The following is a 17,540-nucleotide window of genomic DNA, read 5'->3' on the forward strand; positions in this document are numbered from 1 at the left end:
CACCCTGAGTTACGACGGCCTGCCGGAGGATCACCGCAACGAGTGAGGCGGGCCGGGCTCCCTGGAGGACGCGATGCGAACGGATGTGGTCGCCGACTGCGTGTTGTGTCCGCCGTTGCGGTTCCGGTTCAACGCGATGGTGGACCTTCCCGGCGAGGCCGCGGTGCTGGCGGCCGACGAGCACTTCTTCCTGATGCCCGATCTCGCGCCGATCGTCGACGGGCATCTGCTGCTGGTGACGGTGCGCCACCACGAGTGCGCGGGCGCGTTCGACCCGGCGATGTGGGCGCGGGCGCGCGCCTGGCGCGACCGGGTGGCGCGGGCCTACCGGGCCGCCTACGGCAGTGACGATCTGGTGCTGCTGGAGCACGGGCCGGGCACGGCGCAGGGCGGCGGCTCGTGCATCGACCACGCGCACTGGCATCTGCTGCCGGGCTCGGGCGGGGTGCGGGCGGTGGTCACCGCGCGCGGGCTGCCGGGCGAGCCCGCCTCCCACGAGACGGTGCGGAGACGCTACCGGCGCCGCCGCTCCTACCTGCTGATCGAGGAGTGCGGGACGGCCACCGTGCATCCCGGGGACGGGGTGCCGAGCCAGTTCCTGCGCTGGGCGGCGACCGTCGCCCTCGCCGAGGGGCCGTGGCGCTGGCAGGAGACGTTCGGCCTGCCCGGCAGCCGGGCGCGCTTCCTGCGCACCGTGCGGGCCCTTCAGCCGCGCGAACGCGCCGACAGCCACCAGTAGAGCTCGGCAGCGGCCAGCCGGTCGCCGAAGCCCGCGCGCTCCACGCCCTCCCCGTAGCCCGTCGGGTATTCGAGCAGCAGCCCCCCGTCACCCGCCGCGCGGTAGGCCAGCACCGTCTCCAGGTCGGTGGGGCCGCAGCGCAGCAGCCACAGCGGCCGCCCCCGCACCGCACGGTCCAGCACCGGCAGCAGGCCGTGCGCGCCGTCCGCGGTCACGGCGCCGGGCGCGCCCAGCAGCCGGGAGACCGTTCCGGCCTCGGTGAAGACGACGTCGGCCAGCGAGAGCAGCGGCAGCACCTTGGTCAGCGGCAGCCGGGCGTCGATGTCGTGCGGCACGAGGTCGAGGGCGACGACGGTGCCGGCGTCGCGCGCGAGGCGGGCGGCGGCGTGCGTCGCGGTCCGGGAGGTCGGCGAGAGCAGTCCGTACCCGTCCAGGAAGACCGCGTCCGCGTCGCGGATCTGCGCCGCGGCCCGGTGGACGTCGGACTCCGACAGCAGCCGGCTCGGCGCGTCCCGCTCCGCGATGAGCAGCCGCACCCCGGGCCCGCCGGGGGAACTGTCGCGCACCATCACCGCCACCCCGTTGGGCGCGCCGGGCTCGACGCCGCACAGGTCGCGGACACCGAGGCGGGCCAGCTCGCGCCGGATCGTGTCGGTGTGGTCGTCGTCGCCGATCCGGGTGAGCAGGCCGGTGCGCCGGAAGTAGCGGGTGGCGGGCCGCGCCAGGTTGACGGCGGTGCCGGCGATCACGGCGCGGGCCGGCGCGTAGGCGAGCCGGTCGGAGGTGAGGTCGGTGAAGCGCAGGCCGCCGGTGAGCTGTGCGCGGATCTCCAGCCGCACGTCCCCGACGATGATCAGGTCGAAGCGGCGTTCGGGCGCGCCGTCCAGGCCCGGCCACCGCACCGGGGGGAGCGAGACCGCGGGGGTCTGCCGGCCGGTGTCGTCCATGGATCAGCCGTCGTCCGCGCGCAGCCGGAGGAAGGCCCGGACGACCGGGCGGAGGCTCGGGATGAGCTCGTAGGCGCCCAGACGGTCGAGCGGCACCCAGGCGGGCTCGCCCAGATGGTCGTCGGCGGTCCGGTGCGCGCCGGTGACCTCCGTGGACACCGCCCGGCACGCCCGCGCGGTCGCCACGACCCGCACCTGCGCCGGGTGGCCGCCGCCCGCGCCCGCGCGGCCGGCCGCGCGGGAGTCGGGCATGAACCACTGCCACAGGTGGAACGGCGGCCCGGGGTCGACCTTGAGGCCGACCTCCTCCCACACCTCGCGCCGGATGTGGTCGTCGAGGTCGAGGTCGTGGGCCACCTCGAGCCGCCCGCCGGGCACGTCCCACCGGCCGGGCTGGAACGGGTCGGAGGCGGCCTTGCGCACCAGCAGGAGCCGGCCGGCGGCGTCGAGGATGAAGGCCTTCTGCGCGAACTCGAGCCGGATCGGGGACGCCGGGGGCGGTGCGGCGGTGCCCGCCGCCCCGGTGCTGGGAACGCTCATCCCGGAGCTCTTTCGTTCGGCCGGCCTCGGCGGTTCGTCTCACCGTAGCAAGGCGTTCATCCGGGCGCCGGGTACCGGACGGGCAGATACCCGTCACCAACTGGGGCGACGCCGCCGGGGAAGCCGCCGGGGAAGCCGCCGGGGAAGCCGCCGGGGAGGCTGCCGGGAGAACCGCGGGAGAGCGCACGGGGAATAGCCGCGGGGGCGGCGTGGTTGGTGAGGATCGGCGTACCCCATCCGTTCCGCCGTCCCGCGCGCGCCGTCCGCGCGGCGCGGTGGCATGGTGTCTCACCACTGGTCACACGGTGGTAGTGTTGATGCTCGACCGGCCCTGTGCGGTGTCCAGACGGACGACCGGGCGGGGCGCTCAAGCGGAGGCCACCTCCCACCTGACCGGCCAACAGCCGGTGGGTCTCGGTCCGGCGATCAGACGCTCCGGCGTCCGGTCGGCCTACGCCTCGGCTTCTTCGGACGCCGGGGCGACCGAAGGTGGCCCCGTATGCGAGTCGTGCGGGGCTTTTCTTCGTGGAGAGCCTGGGGTACGACCGGTCCTAGAACTGAGTGACGGCCCCAAGGAGGTCCCATCAGCGCCGAACCGCGTATCAACGACCGCATTCGCGTGCCCGAGGTCCGGCTCGTCGGCCCGAACGGCGAACAGGTGGGCATCGTGCCCATCGCCAAGGCCCTTGAACTGGCGCGTGAGTCGGATCTCGACCTCGTCGAGGTGGCGCCTACCGCGCGCCCGCCCGTCGCGAAGCTCATGGACTACGGCAAGTTCAAGTACGAGTCCGCGATGAAGGCGCGTGAGGCGCGGAAGAACCAGGCGCACACGGTCATCAAGGAGATCAAGCTCCGGCCGAAGATCGACCCGCACGACTACGAGACCAAGAAGGGTCACGTGGTCCGGTTCCTCAAGGCGGGCGACAAGGTCAAGGTCACGATCATGTTCCGTGGTCGTGAGCAGTCCCGCCCGGAGCTCGGCTTCCGGCTGCTGCAGCGGCTGGCCGACGACGTCGAGGAGCTCGGCTTCGTCGAGTCGCGGCCCAAGCAGGACGGCCGCAACATGATCATGGTGATCGGCCCGCACAAGAAGAAGGCGGAGGCCAAGGCCGAGGCCAAGGCCGAGCGCGCGGCCCGTGAAGAGGCCGCCGCCGCTTCGGACGAGTCCGCCTGACGGGCCCGGACCGGGCCGTCGGGTCGGCCGCGAGGCCGAGCCACATGTGATCTTGCGCGAGCAGGATCGCGACGCACGTACATTGAGCCTGACCAGGCGCGTCACCACGGGGCCCGTGGGGTGCGCCCGATCAGGCACGCCTCGGCGCGGGTGCGCGGGGGTTCGAAGAAGAGGGAGACGACGGCGACCATGCCGAAGACCAAGACCCACAGTGGTGCCAAGAAGCGCTTCAAGCTGACCGGCTCCGGCAAGGTGATCCGCCGCCGCGCCAACAAGAACCACCTGCTCGAGCACAAGCCGACCAAGCGCACCCGCCGCCTCGACGGCACCGTCGTGGTCAGCCCGGCCGACGCCAAGAACATCAAGAAGCTGCTGCGCAAGTAAGCAGCCGCCCCACCATCCGAACGACCGGCCGAGGCCCGAGGCCCCGGCCCCCACGAAGGAGTTCATCACGTGGCACGCGTGAAGAGGGCGGTCAACGCCGCCAAGAAGCGTCGGGTCGTCCTGGAGCGGTCGAGCGGCTACCGCGGCCAGCGGTCGCGCCTTTACCGCAAGGCCAAGGAGCAGCAGCTCCACTCCATGACCTACTCGTTCCGTGACCGCAAGGACCGCAAGGGCCAGTTCCGGCGCCTGTGGATCCAGCGCATCAACGCCGCGGCCCGCGCGAACGGCATGACCTACAACCGGTTCATCCAGGGTCTCAAGGCCGCCGAGGTCGAGGTCGACCGCCGCATGCTGGCCGAGCTGGCCGTCAACGACGCCGAGTCGTTCGCCGCCCTGGTCAAGGTCGCCAAGGAAGCGCTGCCCGCCGAGGGTCGCGAGGCCGCCTGAAACCGGCTGCCGGGCTGACGGGCGAACGAGCAGCGATGGCGGGCCGCGAGCTGACCTCAATCCGTTCTCCGCGGGTGAAGGCCGCTCGGCGGCTCGCCAAACGCGCCTTCCGGCGCCGTGAGCGCCGCTTCCTCGCCGAGGGCCCGCAGGCCGTCCGCGAGGCCCTGGAGATCCACGGTGGTCTCGCGGAGCTGTTCACCACGGCCGAGGCCGAGGGCCGCCACCCCGAGCTGATCGCCGCCGCCGAACGGGCGGGCGCGCCGGTGCTGCGCGTGAGCGGCGAGGTCATGGCCGAGCTCGCGCAGACCGTCACGCCGCAGGGCCTGCTGGCGGTCTGCGAGTTCGTCGACGTGCCGCTGGGCACCGTGCTGGAGTCCTCCCCGCGGCTGGTGACGGTGCTGGCCCACGTCCGCGACCCCGGCAACGCGGGAACGGTCCTGCGCACCGCCGACGCCGCCGGGTCCGAGAGCGTCGTGTTCACCGACGCCTCCGTCGACCCCTACAACGGCAAGTGCGTCCGCGCGTCCGCGGGCAGCCTCTTCCACCTCCCCGTCGTGGTCGGGCCGCGGTTCGACGACCTGATCCCCGGCCTCAAGGAGGCGGGGCTGACCGTGCTCGCGGCCGACGGCGCCGGCGAGCGCACCCTGGACGACGCCATCGACGACGGCACCCTCGCCAAGCCGGCCGCCTGGGTGTTCGGCAACGAGGCGTGGGGGCTGCCCGACGAGATCCTCCGGCACGTCGACGACGTGATCCGGGTGCCGATCCACGGCCGCGCCGAGAGCCTCAACCTGGCCACCGCCGCCGCGGTGTGCCTCTACGCGTCCGCCCGCGCCCAGCGCGGCTGACCGGGCGCCTTTCCGTCGCCGTTCGCGCCGCCATCCCGCGGTCCTGGCCGCTTGCGGTCGCGTGCGGCGGCGAATTCACCGATGGTGAGCTGGGAGGATGAAAAACCGTCGCCGGATCGGCAGCGATTCACCTCGTCCGTTCGTTCCCAAGGATGAGGGGCAGACCAACCTGGCGGCGGATCCGCTCGTCTCATGAGATGCCTAGCGTGGAACGACAGCACGCGCGGGCCGTTCGTAGACAGGGCGGCCGGCGGGGGCTGGTGGGACTGCGGCGACGAGGCCGTGCAGAGTGGGGGCGAAAGAGAGATGACCGACGACAGGAAGCCGGGCAGAACGGCGACCGGCAGGCGCGGCCTGCGGTTGCGCTGCCGCGACACGGCCCTGGAGGGCGTCATGCCGTCGACGGGCGATGACGGCCACGGCCACGAGGGCTACGGCTATGAGGGCTACTGCTATGAAGGCTACGACGAGGACGAGGCGCTTCCGGGCCTGCGGGTCGCGGTGGTGCGGGCTCAGGGCCCGCTCGCGGTCGTGGCGGTCGACGGGGAGATCGACCTCAACACCGCCGACACGCTGCGCACGGTGCTGCGCGAGCTCGACGACGCCGGGCACCACGACCTCGTCGTGGACTTCACCGGGGTCCGGTTCTGCGACGCGACCGGCCTCGGCGCGCTCGTCGCGGCCAACAACCGCGCGATCGAGCACGGCGGAGCGGTCAGGCTCGCCGGGCTGCGTCCCGCCCAGCGGCGGCTGCTGCACGTCACCGGGCTCCACCGGGTCTTCACGCCGTACACGAACGTTGCGGACGCGGTCACCCAAGTGCGCTCTTCGGCCACAAAAGCCTTGCCCTAGGGCGTTTTCCGGGTCCCGTAAGGTGGCCGACTCCAGATAGAGTCTGTTCCTGACAGGCCGCTTTTTGACCGGTGTTCTGGAGGCCGTTGTGGGCGGAGAGGATTCCCCGCACGTGCCTCAACGCATGCCGTCAGACCGGGACGACGCCCGTGACGACGGCCCTGACTCCCCGAGTTCCGCCGCGCTCGCCGCGGCGGCCCTGCCGGCCGACGACCTCCCCGACGGCCTGCTGGTGGCGGGCCCCGACGGCAAGGTCCTGGTCTTCAACGCCGCGGCGGTACGGGTGACCGGCATCACCGCCGACGCGGCGATCGGCCGCGACTTCCGCGACGTGCTGCCGTTGCACGACGCCGAGGGCCGCGACTGGTGGAAGTGCCTGGCGCCCTACGAGGGCCTGTCCACGCGCACCCGCCACCCCGAGCGTGCGCTCTTCCTCCCCGACGACAACGAGGTGCTGGTCACCGCCTCCTACCGGCGCGACGCCGACGGCGCGGTCGAGCGCTTCACGATCTGCCTGCGCGACGCCCTCTACCGGGCCCGGCAGGAGCGCGACCGCGCCGACCTGGTCTCGACCGTGGCGCACGAGCTGCGCTCGCCGCTGACCAGCGTCAAGGGCTTCACCGCCACGCTGCTGGCCAAATGGCACCGCTTCAACGACGACCAGAAGCGGGTCATGCTCGAGACCGTCAACGCCGACGCCGACCGGGTGACGCGGCTGATCACCGAGCTGCTCGACGTGTCGCGCATCGAGGCGGGCCGGCTGGAGATGCACCGCCAGGTGGTCGACCTGGCCGGCGAGGCCCGCAAGGTGATAGCCGGGCGGGTGGCCGCCGGCGACGCCGAGGACCGCTTCCGGTTCCACGCCAACGGCGAGCTGCCCGAGATGTGGCTGGACCCCGACAAGATCGACCAGATCCTCGGTAACCTGGTGGAGAACGCGGTGCGTCACGGCGCCGGGACCGTCACGGTCGTGGTCGAGCCGGACGCGCACAAGGAGGGGGCAGCGGTGTCGGTGCGCGACGAGGGCGAGGGCATCCCGCCCGAGGCCGCCGACCGCGTGTTCCGGCAGTTCTGGCGCGGCCCGGGCGGCAACCGCCGCGGCGGCACCGGTCTCGGCCTCTACATCGTGAAGGGCCTGGTGGAGGCGCACGGCGGCGCGATCGCGGTCCGCAGCGCCCCGGGCGGCGGCGCGGAGTTCCGATTTACGTTGCCCGCAGGGGCCCCGGACCACGCGTCCTAGAGGTTTTCGCCCCCGCGGGCTTTCAGGTTCTTGAATCACCGCCCACTAGAATGCGGGCGATCCATGCCGAGCCGGAGTTGTCTCACCACATGTCTGCACCCAACAAGTCGTACGACCCAGTCGAGGTGTCCGCGTTGCAGCCCGAAGCGCTCGACCGGGCCCGGGACGAGGCCCTGGCGGCCATCGCCGCCGCCGCCGACCTCGACGCGCTGAAGGACGTCCGCCTGGCCCACGCCGGCGACCGTTCGCCGCTGGCCCTGGCCAACCGCGAGATCGGCGCGCTGCCGCCGCAGGGCCGCGCCGAGGCGGGCAAGCGCATCGGCGCCGCCCGCGGCGCGGTCTCGCAGGCGCTCAAGGCCCGCCAGGCCGAGCTGGAGGAGGAGCGCGACCAGCGCGTGCTCGTCGAGGAGACCGTCGACGTCACGCTGCCCTGGAGCCGCGCCCCGCGCGGCGCCCGGCACCCGCTGACCACGATCCAGGAGCGCATGGCCGACGTCTTCGTCTCCATGGGCTTCGAGGTGGCCGAAGGGCCCGAGGTCGAGGCCGGCTGGTTCAACTTCGACGCGCTCAACTTCAAGCCCGACCACCCGGCCCGCTCCATGCAGGACACCTTCTTCGTGGAGTCCGAGGAGTCCGACCTGGTGCTGCGCACGCACACCTCGCCGGTGCAGATCCGGTCGCTGCTGTCGCGCGAGCTGCCGGTCTACGTGGTGGTGCCCGGCCGCACGTTCCGCACCGACGAGCTGGACGCCACGCACAGCCCGGTCTTCCACCAGCTGGAGGGCCTGGTCGTCGACGAGGGCATCACGATGGCCGACCTGCGCGGCGGCATCGACGCGTTCGTCAACGGCATGTTCGGCGAGGGCCTGGCGGTGCGCATGCGCCCGTCCTACTTCCCGTTCACCGAGCCGTCGGCCGAGGTCGACATGCAGTGCTTCGTGTGCCGCGGCGCCTCGGCCGAGCCGGGCGGCGAGCCGTGCCGCACGTGCGGCTCCGAGGGCTGGATCGAGATCGGCGGCTGCGGCATGGTCAACCCGCGCGTGCTGGTCGCCTGCGGCATCGACGCCGACCGCTACAGCGGCTGGGCGTTCGGGCTGGGCGTCGAGCGCACGCTGATGTTCCGGCACGGTGTCGAGGACATGCACGACATGGTGGAGGGCGACGTCCGCTTCACCCTTCCGTTCGGGATGGAGATCTGATGCGGGCCCCGCTTTCCTGGCTGCGGGAGTACGTCGCGCTCCCCGCCGACGTGACCGGCCGCGAGCTGGCGGCCAAGCTCATCGACGCCGGCCTGGAGGTCGAGACGGTCGACCGGGCCGGCGCCGACCTCGTCGGCCCGCTGGTCATCGGCGAGGTCCTGGCGATCGAGGAGCTCACCGAGTTCAAGAAGCCGATCCGCTACTGCCAGGTCGACGTCGGCCAGGCCAACGGCACCGGCGAGCCGCAGAACATCATCTGCGGCGCGTCCAACTTCGCGGTCGGCGACCGCGTCGTGGTCATCCTGCCCGGCGGCGAGCTGCCCGGCGGCTTCAAGATCGGCGCGCGGAAGACCTACGGCAAGGTCTCCGAGGGCATGATCTGCTCGGTGCGCGAGCTGGGCATCGGCGACGACCACGACGGCATCCTGGTGCTGCCGCCCGGCGGCGAACCGGTCGGCACCGACGTGATCCCGCTGTTCGGGCTGCGCGACGACGTGCTCGACATCGCCGTCACGCCCGACCGCGGCTACGCGCTGTCGATCCGCGGCATCGCCCGCGAGGCCGCCACCGCGTACGACGTGCCGTTCACCGATCCGGCGGCGGTCGAGCTCCCGGCCGACACGGAGCCGTCCTACCCGGCGACGATCGCCGACCCCACGGCGTGCGACCGGTTCGTGCTGCGCGAGGTGCGCGGCTTCGACGCCGAGGCGCGGACGCCGATGTGGATGCGGGTGCGGCTGTTCCGCGCGGGCATGCGCCCGGTGTCGCTCGCGGTCGACGTCACCAACTACCTGATGCTGGAGCTCGGGCAGCCGCTGCACGCGTTCGACCGCACCAAGCTCACCGGCGCGATCGAGGTGCGCCGCGCCCGCGCGGGCGAGAGCCTGGAGACGCTCGACCACGTCAAGCGCACGCTCGACCCCGAGGACATCCTCATCACCGACGAGTCGGGCGCGATCTCGATGGCGGGCACGATGGGCGGCCTGCACACCGAGATCGACGAGAAGTCGTCCGACATGGTGATCGAGGCCGCGCACTTCGACGACATCGGCACCGCCCGCATGGTCCGCCGCCACAAGCTGCACAGCGAGGCGTCCTACCGGTTCGAGCGCGGCGTCGACCGCGAGCTTCCGCTGTACGCGTCGTACCGCGCGGTCCGGCTCCTCGCCGAGCTGGGCGGTGCCGAGATCGTGCCCGGCGTCACGCACGCCGAGGCGCCGGCCCCGCCGGTGCGGGTCACCATGGCCGCCGGCCACCCCGACAAGGTCGCGGGCGTGACGTACGGCCGCGACACGGTCGTGCGGCGGCTGGAGCAGATCGGCGCGTCCGTCGAGGGCGACGACGTCCTCACGGTGACGCCGCCGTCCTGGCGTCCCGACCTCGTCGACCCCAACGACCTCGCCGAGGAGGTCATCCGGCTCGAGGGCTACGAGAACATCCCGGCCCGCGCGCCGCGCCCGGTCGCCGGCCGCGGCCTCACCGTCCAGCAGCGGCTGCGCCGCCGCGTCGGCCGCGCCCTCGCGGGGGCCGGCTACGTCGAGGTGCTCAGCTTCCCGTTCGTGTCCGACAAGGACTGGGACAACCTCCAGCTGCCCGCCGACGACGCGCGCCGCCGCGCCCTGCGGCTGGCCAACCCGCTGTCGGAGGACGAGCCGCTGCTGCGCACCACGCTGCTGCCGGGCCTGTTCAAGGCGCTGGTCCGCAACACCGGACGCGGGTTCGGCGACATCGGCCTGTTCGAGACGGGCCTGGTCTTCCGGCCCGACCCGGACGCGCCGAAGGTGGCGCCGCGCCTGGCGGTCGACCGCGGTCCGACGCCCGAGGAGATCGCCTCGGTCGACGCCGCGCTGCCCGACCAGCCGCATCGGGTCGCGGTCGTGCTGGCGGGCGAGCGCGAGCCGTCCGGCTGGTGGGGCAAGGGTGAGCCCGCCCGGTGGGCCGACGCCGTCGAGGCCGCCCGCGTGGTGGCCGCCGAGGCCGGTGTCGAGCTGACGGTCAGGGCCGACCGGCACGCGCCCTGGCACCCGGGCCGCTGTGCCGCGCTGTTCCACGGCGACACCCTCGTCGGGCACGCCGGCGAGCTGCACCCGCGCGTCATCAAGGCGTACGGCCTGCCGCCGCGCACCTGCGCGATGGAGCTGGAGCTGCGCCGCCTCGGCGAGCCGGTCACGCCGTCCGCGCCGCACGTGTCGACCTACCCGGTCGCCACCCAGGACGTCGCGCTGGTCGTCGACGACGCCGTGCCCGCCGCCGACGTCGAGGCCGCGCTGCGCGAGGGCGCGGGCGACCTGCTGGAGTCGATCCGGCTGTTCGACGTCTACACCGGCGAGCAGGCGGGGGAGGGGCGCAAGTCCCTGGCCTACACGCTGCGGTTCCGCGCGCCCGACCGCACGCTGACCGCCGAGGACGCCTCCGCCGCCCGCGACGCCGCCGTCGCGGCCGCCGCCGACCGCACCGGAGCCACCCTCCGAGGCGCCTGACGCACGCGATATGAGGGCCCCGCACCGCCCGGTGCGGGGCCCTTTCGCGTCGCCCCGCCGTGTTCCCGTTAACACTACTTGCGTTGCATTAACTTGTCGGGTATTCTCTTGATCGTCACACTGTCGCCCGGCTGGGGAGTCCATTGAGGATCTGAGATCGCAGACACCGCGCTGTAGCCGTTCTGTGGCTCGCGCATGCGATCTCAGCGGACCCCTTCGTCCGGGCTTTTTTCATGCCCGCCGTCCGCACGCGGTGCAATCCGCGGTGTCTCCACGTGTCCCTCGATCTCTCGACGCGTCATGGAGGAACCGCTCATGTCATTCTCGATCGTCTGCCAGGACGTCTCGTTCGCCTGGGAGGACGGCACGCAGGTGCTGGACGGGCTGGACGCCGCGTTCGGCACCGGCCGCACCGGGCTGATGGGCGTCAACGGGTCCGGCAAGTCCACCCTGCTCAAGCTGATCGCGGGGGAGCTGCGCCCGGCCGCGGGCTCGATCGGCGTCGCGGGGGAGGTCGGCTACCTGCCGCAGAACCTCCCGCTCGGCACCGCCCGCACCGTCGCGGACCTGCTCGGCATCAGCGCGGCCCGCACCGCGCTGCTCGCCATCGAACGCGGCGAGGCCACCGAGGAGAACTTCGCCGCGGTGGGCGACGACTGGGACGTCGAGGAACGGGCCCGCGCCGAACTCGACCGGCTCGGCCTGCACCGCCTCGACCTCGACCGCACCGTGGCCACCCTCTCGGGCGGCGAGACGATCATGGTCGGGCTGGCCGCGCTGTTCCTGGCACGGCCGGACGTCCTGCTGCTCGACGAGCCGACCAACAACCTCGACCTGGACGCGCGGCGCCGGCTGTACGACGCCGTCGACGCGTGGCCGGGCGTGCTGGTCGTCGTCAGCCACGACCGGGCCCTGCTCGACCGGGTCGACGAGATCGCCGACCTGCGCGACGGCGCGGTCCGCAACTTCGGCGGCAACCTCACCGAGTACGAGGAGGCGCTCGCCGTCGAGCGGGAGGCGGCCGAACGTACGGTCCGCGCCGCCGAGGGCAATCTGCGCCGGCAGAAGCGCGAGCTGGAGGAGGCGCATGTGAAGCTGGCCCGGCGCGTGCGGTACGGCAACAAGATGTTCGAGCAGAAGCGCGAGCCGAAGATCATCATGCAGGAGCGCAAGCGCCAGGCGCAGGTCTCGGCGGGCAAGCACCGCCTCATGCACGAGGAGAAGCTCTCCGACGCCAAGGACAAGCTCACCGAGGCGGAGGAGGCCGTGCGCGACGACGCGGAGATCCGCGTCAACCTGCCCGCCACCGAGGTCCCCGCGGGCCGCACGGTGCTCACGGTCACCGGCCTCACGGCCGCCGAACCGGAGAAGGGCACGCTGGAGGAACTCATCGTCCGCGGCCCGGAGCGCATCGCGCTGGTCGGCCCGAACGGGGCGGGCAAGACGACGTTCCTGCGCGCCCTGATCGGCGACCGTGTTCCGGAGGGCCTGACCGTCAAGGTCGGCGTCGACGGACTGCGGTACCTGCCGCAGCGCCTGGACGTGCTCGACGACGAGCTGAGCGTCGTCGACAACGTGCGCGCCGTCGCTCCATCGGCGCCACTGAACACGATCCGCGCGGGTCTCGCGCGCTTCCTGTTCCGCGGCGCGCGTGCCGACCAGCAGGCCGGCACGCTCTCGGGAGGCGAACGGTTCCGCGCGGTGCTCGCGTCGCTGATGCTCGCCGAGCCCGCCCCGCAGCTGTTGCTGCTGGACGAGCCGACGAACAACCTCGACATGGCCAGCGCCCGGCAGCTCGGCCAGGCCCTCGAGGCCTACCGCGGCGCGCTGATCGTGGTCAGCCACGACCTGCCGTTCCTGCGGGGCATCGGCATCACCCGCTGGCTGCGCATCGACCGCGAGCACGGCCTCACCGAGATCGACGAGGAGGCCCTGGGGATGTGAGCGTTCGAAGTGCACTGACTGGATTTTGAACGAGCACAGATATCACGCCTCTCGAACAACACAGCGTGACACTCTGCTCACATGAGGACACAGCCCTCCACTGCCCGCCTCCGCCGGATCGGCCGCGTTCTTCGCGAACTGCGCGAAGAGCGCGGCCACAGCCTCCTCGCCGCCGGACGCCACCTCGAACGTTCGGCCTCCTCGCTCAGCCTCATCGAGAGCGGAAAACAGTGGCTGCGAGCGAGGGATCTCAACTACATCTTCGAGCACTACGACGTGGAGCCCGCCCTCCGCCGCGACCTCCTCACCCTCTCCGCGCAGGAGCACACCCGCGGCTGGTGGGACGGATTCCGCAAGGACGTCTCCGCCGAAGCGATCGACCACGCCTCTCTGGAGTACGCCTCGTCGGCGATGGACTTCTTCGAAACCCATCACATCCCAGGCCTGCTACAGACCGAGGACTACGCACGGGGTGTGATCGCGTCAGGCTCTACCGACCCCCGGATGGGTGCGCGCTTCTTGGCTTTCCGTATGGCCCGGCAACAGGTGCTGACCAAGCCGCATCCAGCTCGACTGCGCATCGTGCTGGAGGAAAGCATTCTCCACAGGATCCATGGCGGCGCCGCGGTCATTCGCCCACAGTGTCGCCGGTTGCTGGAAGTCAGTGAACTTCCGCATGTCATTGTTCAAATTCTGCCTCTTGCATGCGCAGTCGATCCAATGATCAACGGCCCCTTCGCCGCGCTCACAGTGGGCGATCCAGCGTTGCTCCGGTTGGTGCACATCGACAGCATGACCCGGAGATGGATCCTGGACGACGACGAGGTCGTGACCGATCATCAGAAGGTCTTCGATGGGTTGTGCACGGCAGCGCTGCCACCGCAGGAAACACAGAAGCTGATCGTGCGACTAGGGTCTGAGATATGACCTCCCCGGACCGCCGCCACCTCCGGTGGCGCAAGAGCAGCTACACAGGTAGTGCTGCGCAGGACTGCGTCGAGGTGGCGCGGGCGGATGAGCGAGAGGTGGCCGTTCGGGATTCGAAGGATCCCGATGGGCCGATGCTCATGCTGACCGGCGGGCAGTGGGAGACGTTGCTGCGCGCCTGCCGGGTCGGCTGACGGCGCGGCGCTTTCGACCTCCGCCGCCCTACGCCGGGGAGGACATGGGCGCGCGCTCGGCTCTGTGAGCTGGGCTGAAGCCGATGTGAAGCCGTGTCGAAGCGTACCGTTGCTTGGCTCGGCCCTTGACTCGGATTCAGAGCGAGGAGAGACATGGGGCTCAGACCACGCAGCAGGAAAGCCGGCACGGGAGCCGTGGTGGGGCTGCTCGCTGCCGCCGCCACGATGACGATGGCGGTCGCGACACCCGCGAACGCGTCATCCGCGACACGGCTGGCCGCGCCCCCTCCGTCGACGTCGCCGGCACCAGAGCGGGTCGTGTTCACGCCCGGCGGCACCGTCGACTGCCCGTCGGGCCGGGCGTGCGCGGGAGTACCGGTGGCCTCGGGCGGGGGGTACGTCTTCCAGTTCTACAAGTACGGCCGTTATCGGTTGAACTACTTCCTCGGCACCGGCCCCGTCTACAACAACCAGACGGACAGGGCGGCCATGAGGTTCTACGACAGGAACGGCGTGCAGGTGAAGAACGGGTGCCTCCCGCCGAAGGTCCACCGGCAGATCAACTGGGATCCCATCTGGTACATCGGGCTCACCCAGACTCCGTGCTGACCGCGTAACTCAACGCCGGGGAACCCGTTCACGATGGTCATCGTGAACGGGTTCCGCCGTTCCCGCACTGCACCGGGGGCGGGCGGACGAGGCCCTTCACGAGGCGGACTACGGGAAGGTCGAGCGGTCTACCCTGTCGCACAGGTAGACGCCTTTGAGGTATTCCAGGTAGCTGTCCAGCTCACGCTCGGCGTGCTTCATCAACCCGTAGCCCGCGGTGACCTTGGCCGCCTTGCCCGTTGGATGGCCGCCCATCAGCGCCGCGCCGGTGCCTCTGGGGTCGAAGAACATCTTGGCACCCCGTTCGGCTTTCTTGCTGTTCTTCTTCTTGAGCTTTCGCCATTCGTCTTTCTGGACCTCGTTGAGCATGCCGAACGTCAGGGTCGCCATGAGTCGGAGACTAGCTTTTGTCCAGTTTTAGGGTCAACGACCTGGGCTTATGTGATGAATCTGGGCTAGACCAAAAAGAGGAGCGCGGCGGCGACCGAGATGTCGATGACGCCGCAGGCTTCGGCGTAGGTGCGCGACACCACCTTGTCGCGCTTGAGGTGCACGACGTCCCACACGCCGTGCAGGAACCAGCCCGCGGCGACCAGGTAGCGGCCCAGATCGGGGTCCACCGCCAGGGCCACGAGAGCGATCGCGCCGAATCCGAGCATCCCGGCCGCCTGGATCCCGAACTCGCCCCGCCCGTACGGGGTGCCGGTGATGGCGCCCAGGACGAGGAAGACGAGGGCGAGGCCCGCGAGGACGGCCTCCAGCGGGACGACGTCCAGCAGAGAGATCACCAGCACGACCACGACCAGGGACCCGACCACGGCCCAGGACGCTCCGCGCCGGCCGAGTTGGGTGAGGATCAGGTACTCCAGCTGAAGCAGCAGCACCGGGACCGCGAGCCCCTCGACGGCGTCGGGGAGGTCGCCGAGGCCGTCGGCCAGCATCAGCCCGACGACGGCGAGGGCGAGCGCCGTCGGCCAGCGGTGGAGCACCGCCCGGTACGGGCCGCTCCGCTCGTGTGCGGTGTCGGTCATGACCAATCTCCTCCGGCCGGGCGTCTGGGACGTTCCTCAGCTTGGAGCGGCGGGCCGGCCGCCAGTAGTGCCGATCCGCACCGGCATCCGTGGCCGTGTCACAAGACCGCATGACATCTGTCACGCGGATACCGGACAGATGACACCGGCGTCCTCATGGTCTTCTGCTGAGACAATGTCGTCCGTGCGGGACCGGGGCAACGAGAGCGGCACGGGACTGGCGAGTTTCCGCCGCTACACGTGGTGGGCCGTCCCCGGCACCAACGTGTTCGTCCTGGTCCTGTTCACCGGGGCGTGGATCGTCGACCGTGACGTCCCGCCCTGGCCGCGCGCGCTGTGCGCCGTGGCGCTCGCCGCCGAGGCCGTCGCGCTCGTCGTGCTCCTCAACGGGCGGCTGGCGGGCGGCGGGCAAACGCCCGGCCACGACCCGGGCGCCGCCTGGTTCGCCGCCGCGACGGCCGCCGCATTCGTGCTCGCCGCGTGCCCGCTGGCGCTGCGCAACTACGGACTCTGGCCGATGGCGCCCTCGATGCTGGTGGCGGTCACCGCGACGTACCTGGACACGCGCCGCCGGTGGTGGCTGATCGCCGCCGCGACGTTGCTGGCGGCGGTGCCGGGCGGCGCGGTCAGCCTGGCGGCCGGCGACGGGAGGGCGGTGTACGCCGCACTGTTCCCGGTCGGGATGTTCGTCTTCGTCATCTGGACGATGGTCGGGCCGCTGTGGGCCTGGGACGTCGCCGGGCGGCTGGACGAGGCGCGCCGGCTCGCGGCCGAGCTGGCGGTCCGCGACGAACGGCTGCGGTTCGCCGCCGATCTGCACGACATCCAGGGCCACCACCTCCAGGTGATCGCGTTGAAGAGCGAGCTGGCCGCCCGGCTCGCCGACGTCGACCCGGCCCGCGCCGCCGCCGAGATGAGGGAGGTACAGGGGTTGGCGACCGACGCGATCCGCGACACCCGCGCCGTGGTCCAGGGTTACCGCCGGACGACGCTGGACGACGAGATCGCCAACGCGACCCGGGTGCTGGCCTCGGCCGGCATCGACGCCCGCACGACGCTCGTTCCCGCCGCACTCACCGACCCCACCCGCCATCTGCTCGGCCTCGTCATGCGGGAGGCCACCACCAACGTCCTGCGGCACAGCCGCGCCCGGCACGCCACGGTCGACTACCGCGTCAGCGACGGGCTCGCCCGGCTGCGGGTGAGCAACGACGGCGCGTTCGAGCCGCCCGGCGTCCCGTCCGGCACCGGCCTGCGCACGCTCACCGAACGGCTGCGCGCGGCCGGCGGCTCGCTCACCTGGACGCACGACGGCGAGCGTTTCGAGGTGTCGGCCTGCCTGCCGGACGGGCACCCGGCGCCGGACCTGGAGGCGCGATGATCCGGCTGCTGATCGCCGACGACGAGGACCTGCTGCGCAGCGCCCTGGCGTCCCTGCTCGCGCTGGAGGACGACCTCACCGTCGTCGCCGAGGCGTCCACCTCCACCGACGCGGTGCGGCTGGCCCACGCCCACCGCCCCGACATCGCCGTCCTGGACCTGGAGATGCCGCCCGCCGACGGCCTGCGCGCCGCCGAGGAGATCAGGGCCGAGCTGCCGACCCAGATCGTGCTGGTGACCCGGCACGCCCGTCCCGCCGTGCTGCGCCGCGCGCTGGCCGCGGGCGTCCGCGCGTTCGTGCCCAAGACGACCGCCGCCGCCCGGCTCGCCGAGATCATCCGGGACGTCGCGGCCGGCCGACGCTACGTCGATCCCGACATCGCGGCCGCCGCCCTCACCGAGGACGACTGCCCGCTGACCGAACGCGAGCTGCAGGTCCTGGACGCCGCCCGCACCGGCGCGTCGGTCAACGAGATCGCGGCCCGCGTCCACCTCGCCCCGGGCACGGTCCGCAACTACCTCTCCGCCGCCATGACCAAGCTGGGCGCCCCGACCCGGCACGCCGCCGCCCACCACGCCTGGCAGCAGGGCTGGATCTGACCGGC

The 17,540-nt window shown here is 71.9% G+C and carries 19 protein-coding genes; 15 read left to right on the forward strand and 4 right to left on the reverse strand.

Translation table 11 applies throughout. The features are described 5' to 3' along the window. Positions 1 to 73: 73 nt before the first annotated feature. Entirely contained in the window at positions 74 to 739 is a 666-nt protein-coding gene (locus ABZ810_RS41220) for an HIT domain-containing protein (protein WP_358412448.1), read from the forward strand. Here the strand turns inward: ABZ810_RS41220 and ABZ810_RS41225 are convergent. Both ABZ810_RS41225 and ABZ810_RS41230 read right to left on the reverse strand, forming a co-directional pair. Next, entirely contained in the window at positions 706 to 1,686 is a 981-nt protein-coding gene (locus ABZ810_RS41225; protein WP_358412449.1) for a carbohydrate kinase family protein, read from the reverse strand. The two genes, ABZ810_RS41220 and ABZ810_RS41225, sit on opposite strands and share 34 nt — an antisense overlap. A 3-nt stretch (positions 1,687 to 1,689) precedes the next feature. Continuing rightward, positions 1,690 to 2,226, reverse strand: a complete 537-nt coding sequence (locus ABZ810_RS41230; RefSeq protein WP_358412450.1) for an NUDIX hydrolase — start codon at positions 2,224 to 2,226, stop codon at positions 1,690 to 1,692. A gap of 601 nt (positions 2,227 to 2,827) precedes the next feature. Between ABZ810_RS41230 and infC the strand changes: the two genes are divergently transcribed. From infC to ABZ810_RS41290, 12 genes are all read left to right on the forward strand, one after another. Next, the gene (gene infC, locus ABZ810_RS41235; RefSeq protein ID WP_358412562.1) at positions 2,828 to 3,400 is read left to right on the forward strand and encodes a translation initiation factor IF-3; all 573 of its coding nucleotides are present in this window, start codon (positions 2,828 to 2,830) and stop codon (positions 3,398 to 3,400) included. Between the two features lie 189 nt (positions 3,401 to 3,589). Then, positions 3,590 to 3,784 carry a 50S ribosomal protein L35 gene (gene rpmI / locus ABZ810_RS41240; RefSeq protein WP_026415009.1) on the forward strand — a complete coding sequence of 65 codons (195 nt, stop codon included), beginning with the start codon at positions 3,590 to 3,592 and terminating at the stop codon, positions 3,782 to 3,784. 69 nt (positions 3,785 to 3,853) lie between these two features. Then, the gene (gene rplT / locus ABZ810_RS41245) at positions 3,854 to 4,231 is read left to right on the forward strand and encodes a 50S ribosomal protein L20 (protein WP_358412453.1); all 378 of its coding nucleotides are present in this window, start codon (positions 3,854 to 3,856) and stop codon (positions 4,229 to 4,231) included. 35 nt (positions 4,232 to 4,266) lie between these two features. Further along, complete coding sequence (locus tag ABZ810_RS41250) at positions 4,267 to 5,079, forward strand: RNA methyltransferase (protein ID WP_358412454.1); 813 nt, start codon at positions 4,267 to 4,269, stop codon at positions 5,077 to 5,079. Between the two features lie 306 nt (positions 5,080 to 5,385). Next, complete coding sequence (locus tag ABZ810_RS41255) at positions 5,386 to 5,931, forward strand: STAS domain-containing protein (RefSeq protein WP_358412456.1); 546 nt, start codon at positions 5,386 to 5,388, stop codon at positions 5,929 to 5,931. A gap of 124 nt (positions 5,932 to 6,055) precedes the next feature. Next, complete coding sequence (locus ABZ810_RS41260) at positions 6,056 to 7,171, forward strand: ATP-binding protein (protein WP_358412458.1); 1,116 nt, start codon at positions 6,056 to 6,058, stop codon at positions 7,169 to 7,171. Positions 7,172 to 7,260: 89 nt separating this feature from the next. Next, on the forward strand, positions 7,261 to 8,370 hold the full coding sequence (pheS, locus tag ABZ810_RS41265) for a phenylalanine--tRNA ligase subunit alpha (RefSeq protein WP_358412460.1): 1,110 nt from the start codon (positions 7,261 to 7,263) through the stop codon (positions 8,368 to 8,370). Beyond that, positions 8,370 to 10,850: a phenylalanine--tRNA ligase subunit beta gene (pheT, locus tag ABZ810_RS41270; protein ID WP_358412462.1), complete on the forward strand. Its 2,481-nt coding sequence runs from the start codon at positions 8,370 to 8,372 to the stop codon at positions 10,848 to 10,850. Before pheS ends, pheT begins: the two co-directional genes overlap by 1 nt. 315 nt (positions 10,851 to 11,165) lie before the next feature. Next, complete coding sequence (locus tag ABZ810_RS41275) at positions 11,166 to 12,794, forward strand: ABC-F family ATP-binding cassette domain-containing protein (RefSeq protein WP_358412464.1); 1,629 nt, start codon at positions 11,166 to 11,168, stop codon at positions 12,792 to 12,794. Between the two features lie 81 nt (positions 12,795 to 12,875). After that, on the forward strand, positions 12,876 to 13,721 hold the full coding sequence (locus ABZ810_RS41280; protein ID WP_358412466.1) for a helix-turn-helix transcriptional regulator: 846 nt from the start codon (positions 12,876 to 12,878) through the stop codon (positions 13,719 to 13,721). After that, a complete protein-coding gene (locus tag ABZ810_RS41285) occupies positions 13,718 to 13,915 on the forward strand; it encodes a DUF397 domain-containing protein (RefSeq protein WP_358412468.1) in 198 nt (65 codons plus the stop codon). Before ABZ810_RS41280 ends, ABZ810_RS41285 begins: the two co-directional genes overlap by 4 nt. A 153-nt stretch (positions 13,916 to 14,068) precedes the next feature. Beyond that, positions 14,069 to 14,524, forward strand: coding sequence for a hypothetical protein (locus ABZ810_RS41290; protein WP_358412470.1), 456 nt, complete (start codon positions 14,069 to 14,071; stop codon positions 14,522 to 14,524). Positions 14,525 to 14,632: 108 nt separating this feature from the next. Here ABZ810_RS41290 and ABZ810_RS41295 read toward each other — a convergent pair whose 3' ends face one another. Further along, positions 14,633 to 14,914, reverse strand: coding sequence for a hypothetical protein (locus ABZ810_RS41295; protein ID WP_358412472.1), 282 nt, complete (start codon positions 14,912 to 14,914; stop codon positions 14,633 to 14,635). A 65-nt stretch (positions 14,915 to 14,979) separates the two neighbouring features. Then, entirely contained in the window at positions 14,980 to 15,555 is a 576-nt protein-coding gene (locus tag ABZ810_RS41300) for a hypothetical protein (RefSeq protein WP_358412474.1), read from the reverse strand. Positions 15,556 to 15,739: 184 nt separating this feature from the next. On the opposite strand from ABZ810_RS41300, the gene ABZ810_RS41305 reads away from it, so the two are divergent. Beyond that, positions 15,740 to 16,936, forward strand: coding sequence for a histidine kinase (locus ABZ810_RS41305; RefSeq protein WP_358412476.1), 1,197 nt, complete (start codon positions 15,740 to 15,742; stop codon positions 16,934 to 16,936). Next, a complete protein-coding gene (locus tag ABZ810_RS41310; protein ID WP_358412478.1) occupies positions 16,933 to 17,535 on the forward strand; it encodes a response regulator transcription factor in 603 nt (200 codons plus the stop codon). The genes ABZ810_RS41305 and ABZ810_RS41310 overlap by 4 nt, the downstream gene beginning before the upstream one ends. Positions 17,536 to 17,540 lie beyond the last annotated feature (5 nt).

This window comes from Spirillospora sp. NPDC047279 (assembly GCF_040643285.1).
In the GTDB taxonomy this organism is placed as follows: domain Bacteria; phylum Actinomycetota; class Actinomycetes; order Streptosporangiales; family Streptosporangiaceae; genus Spirillospora.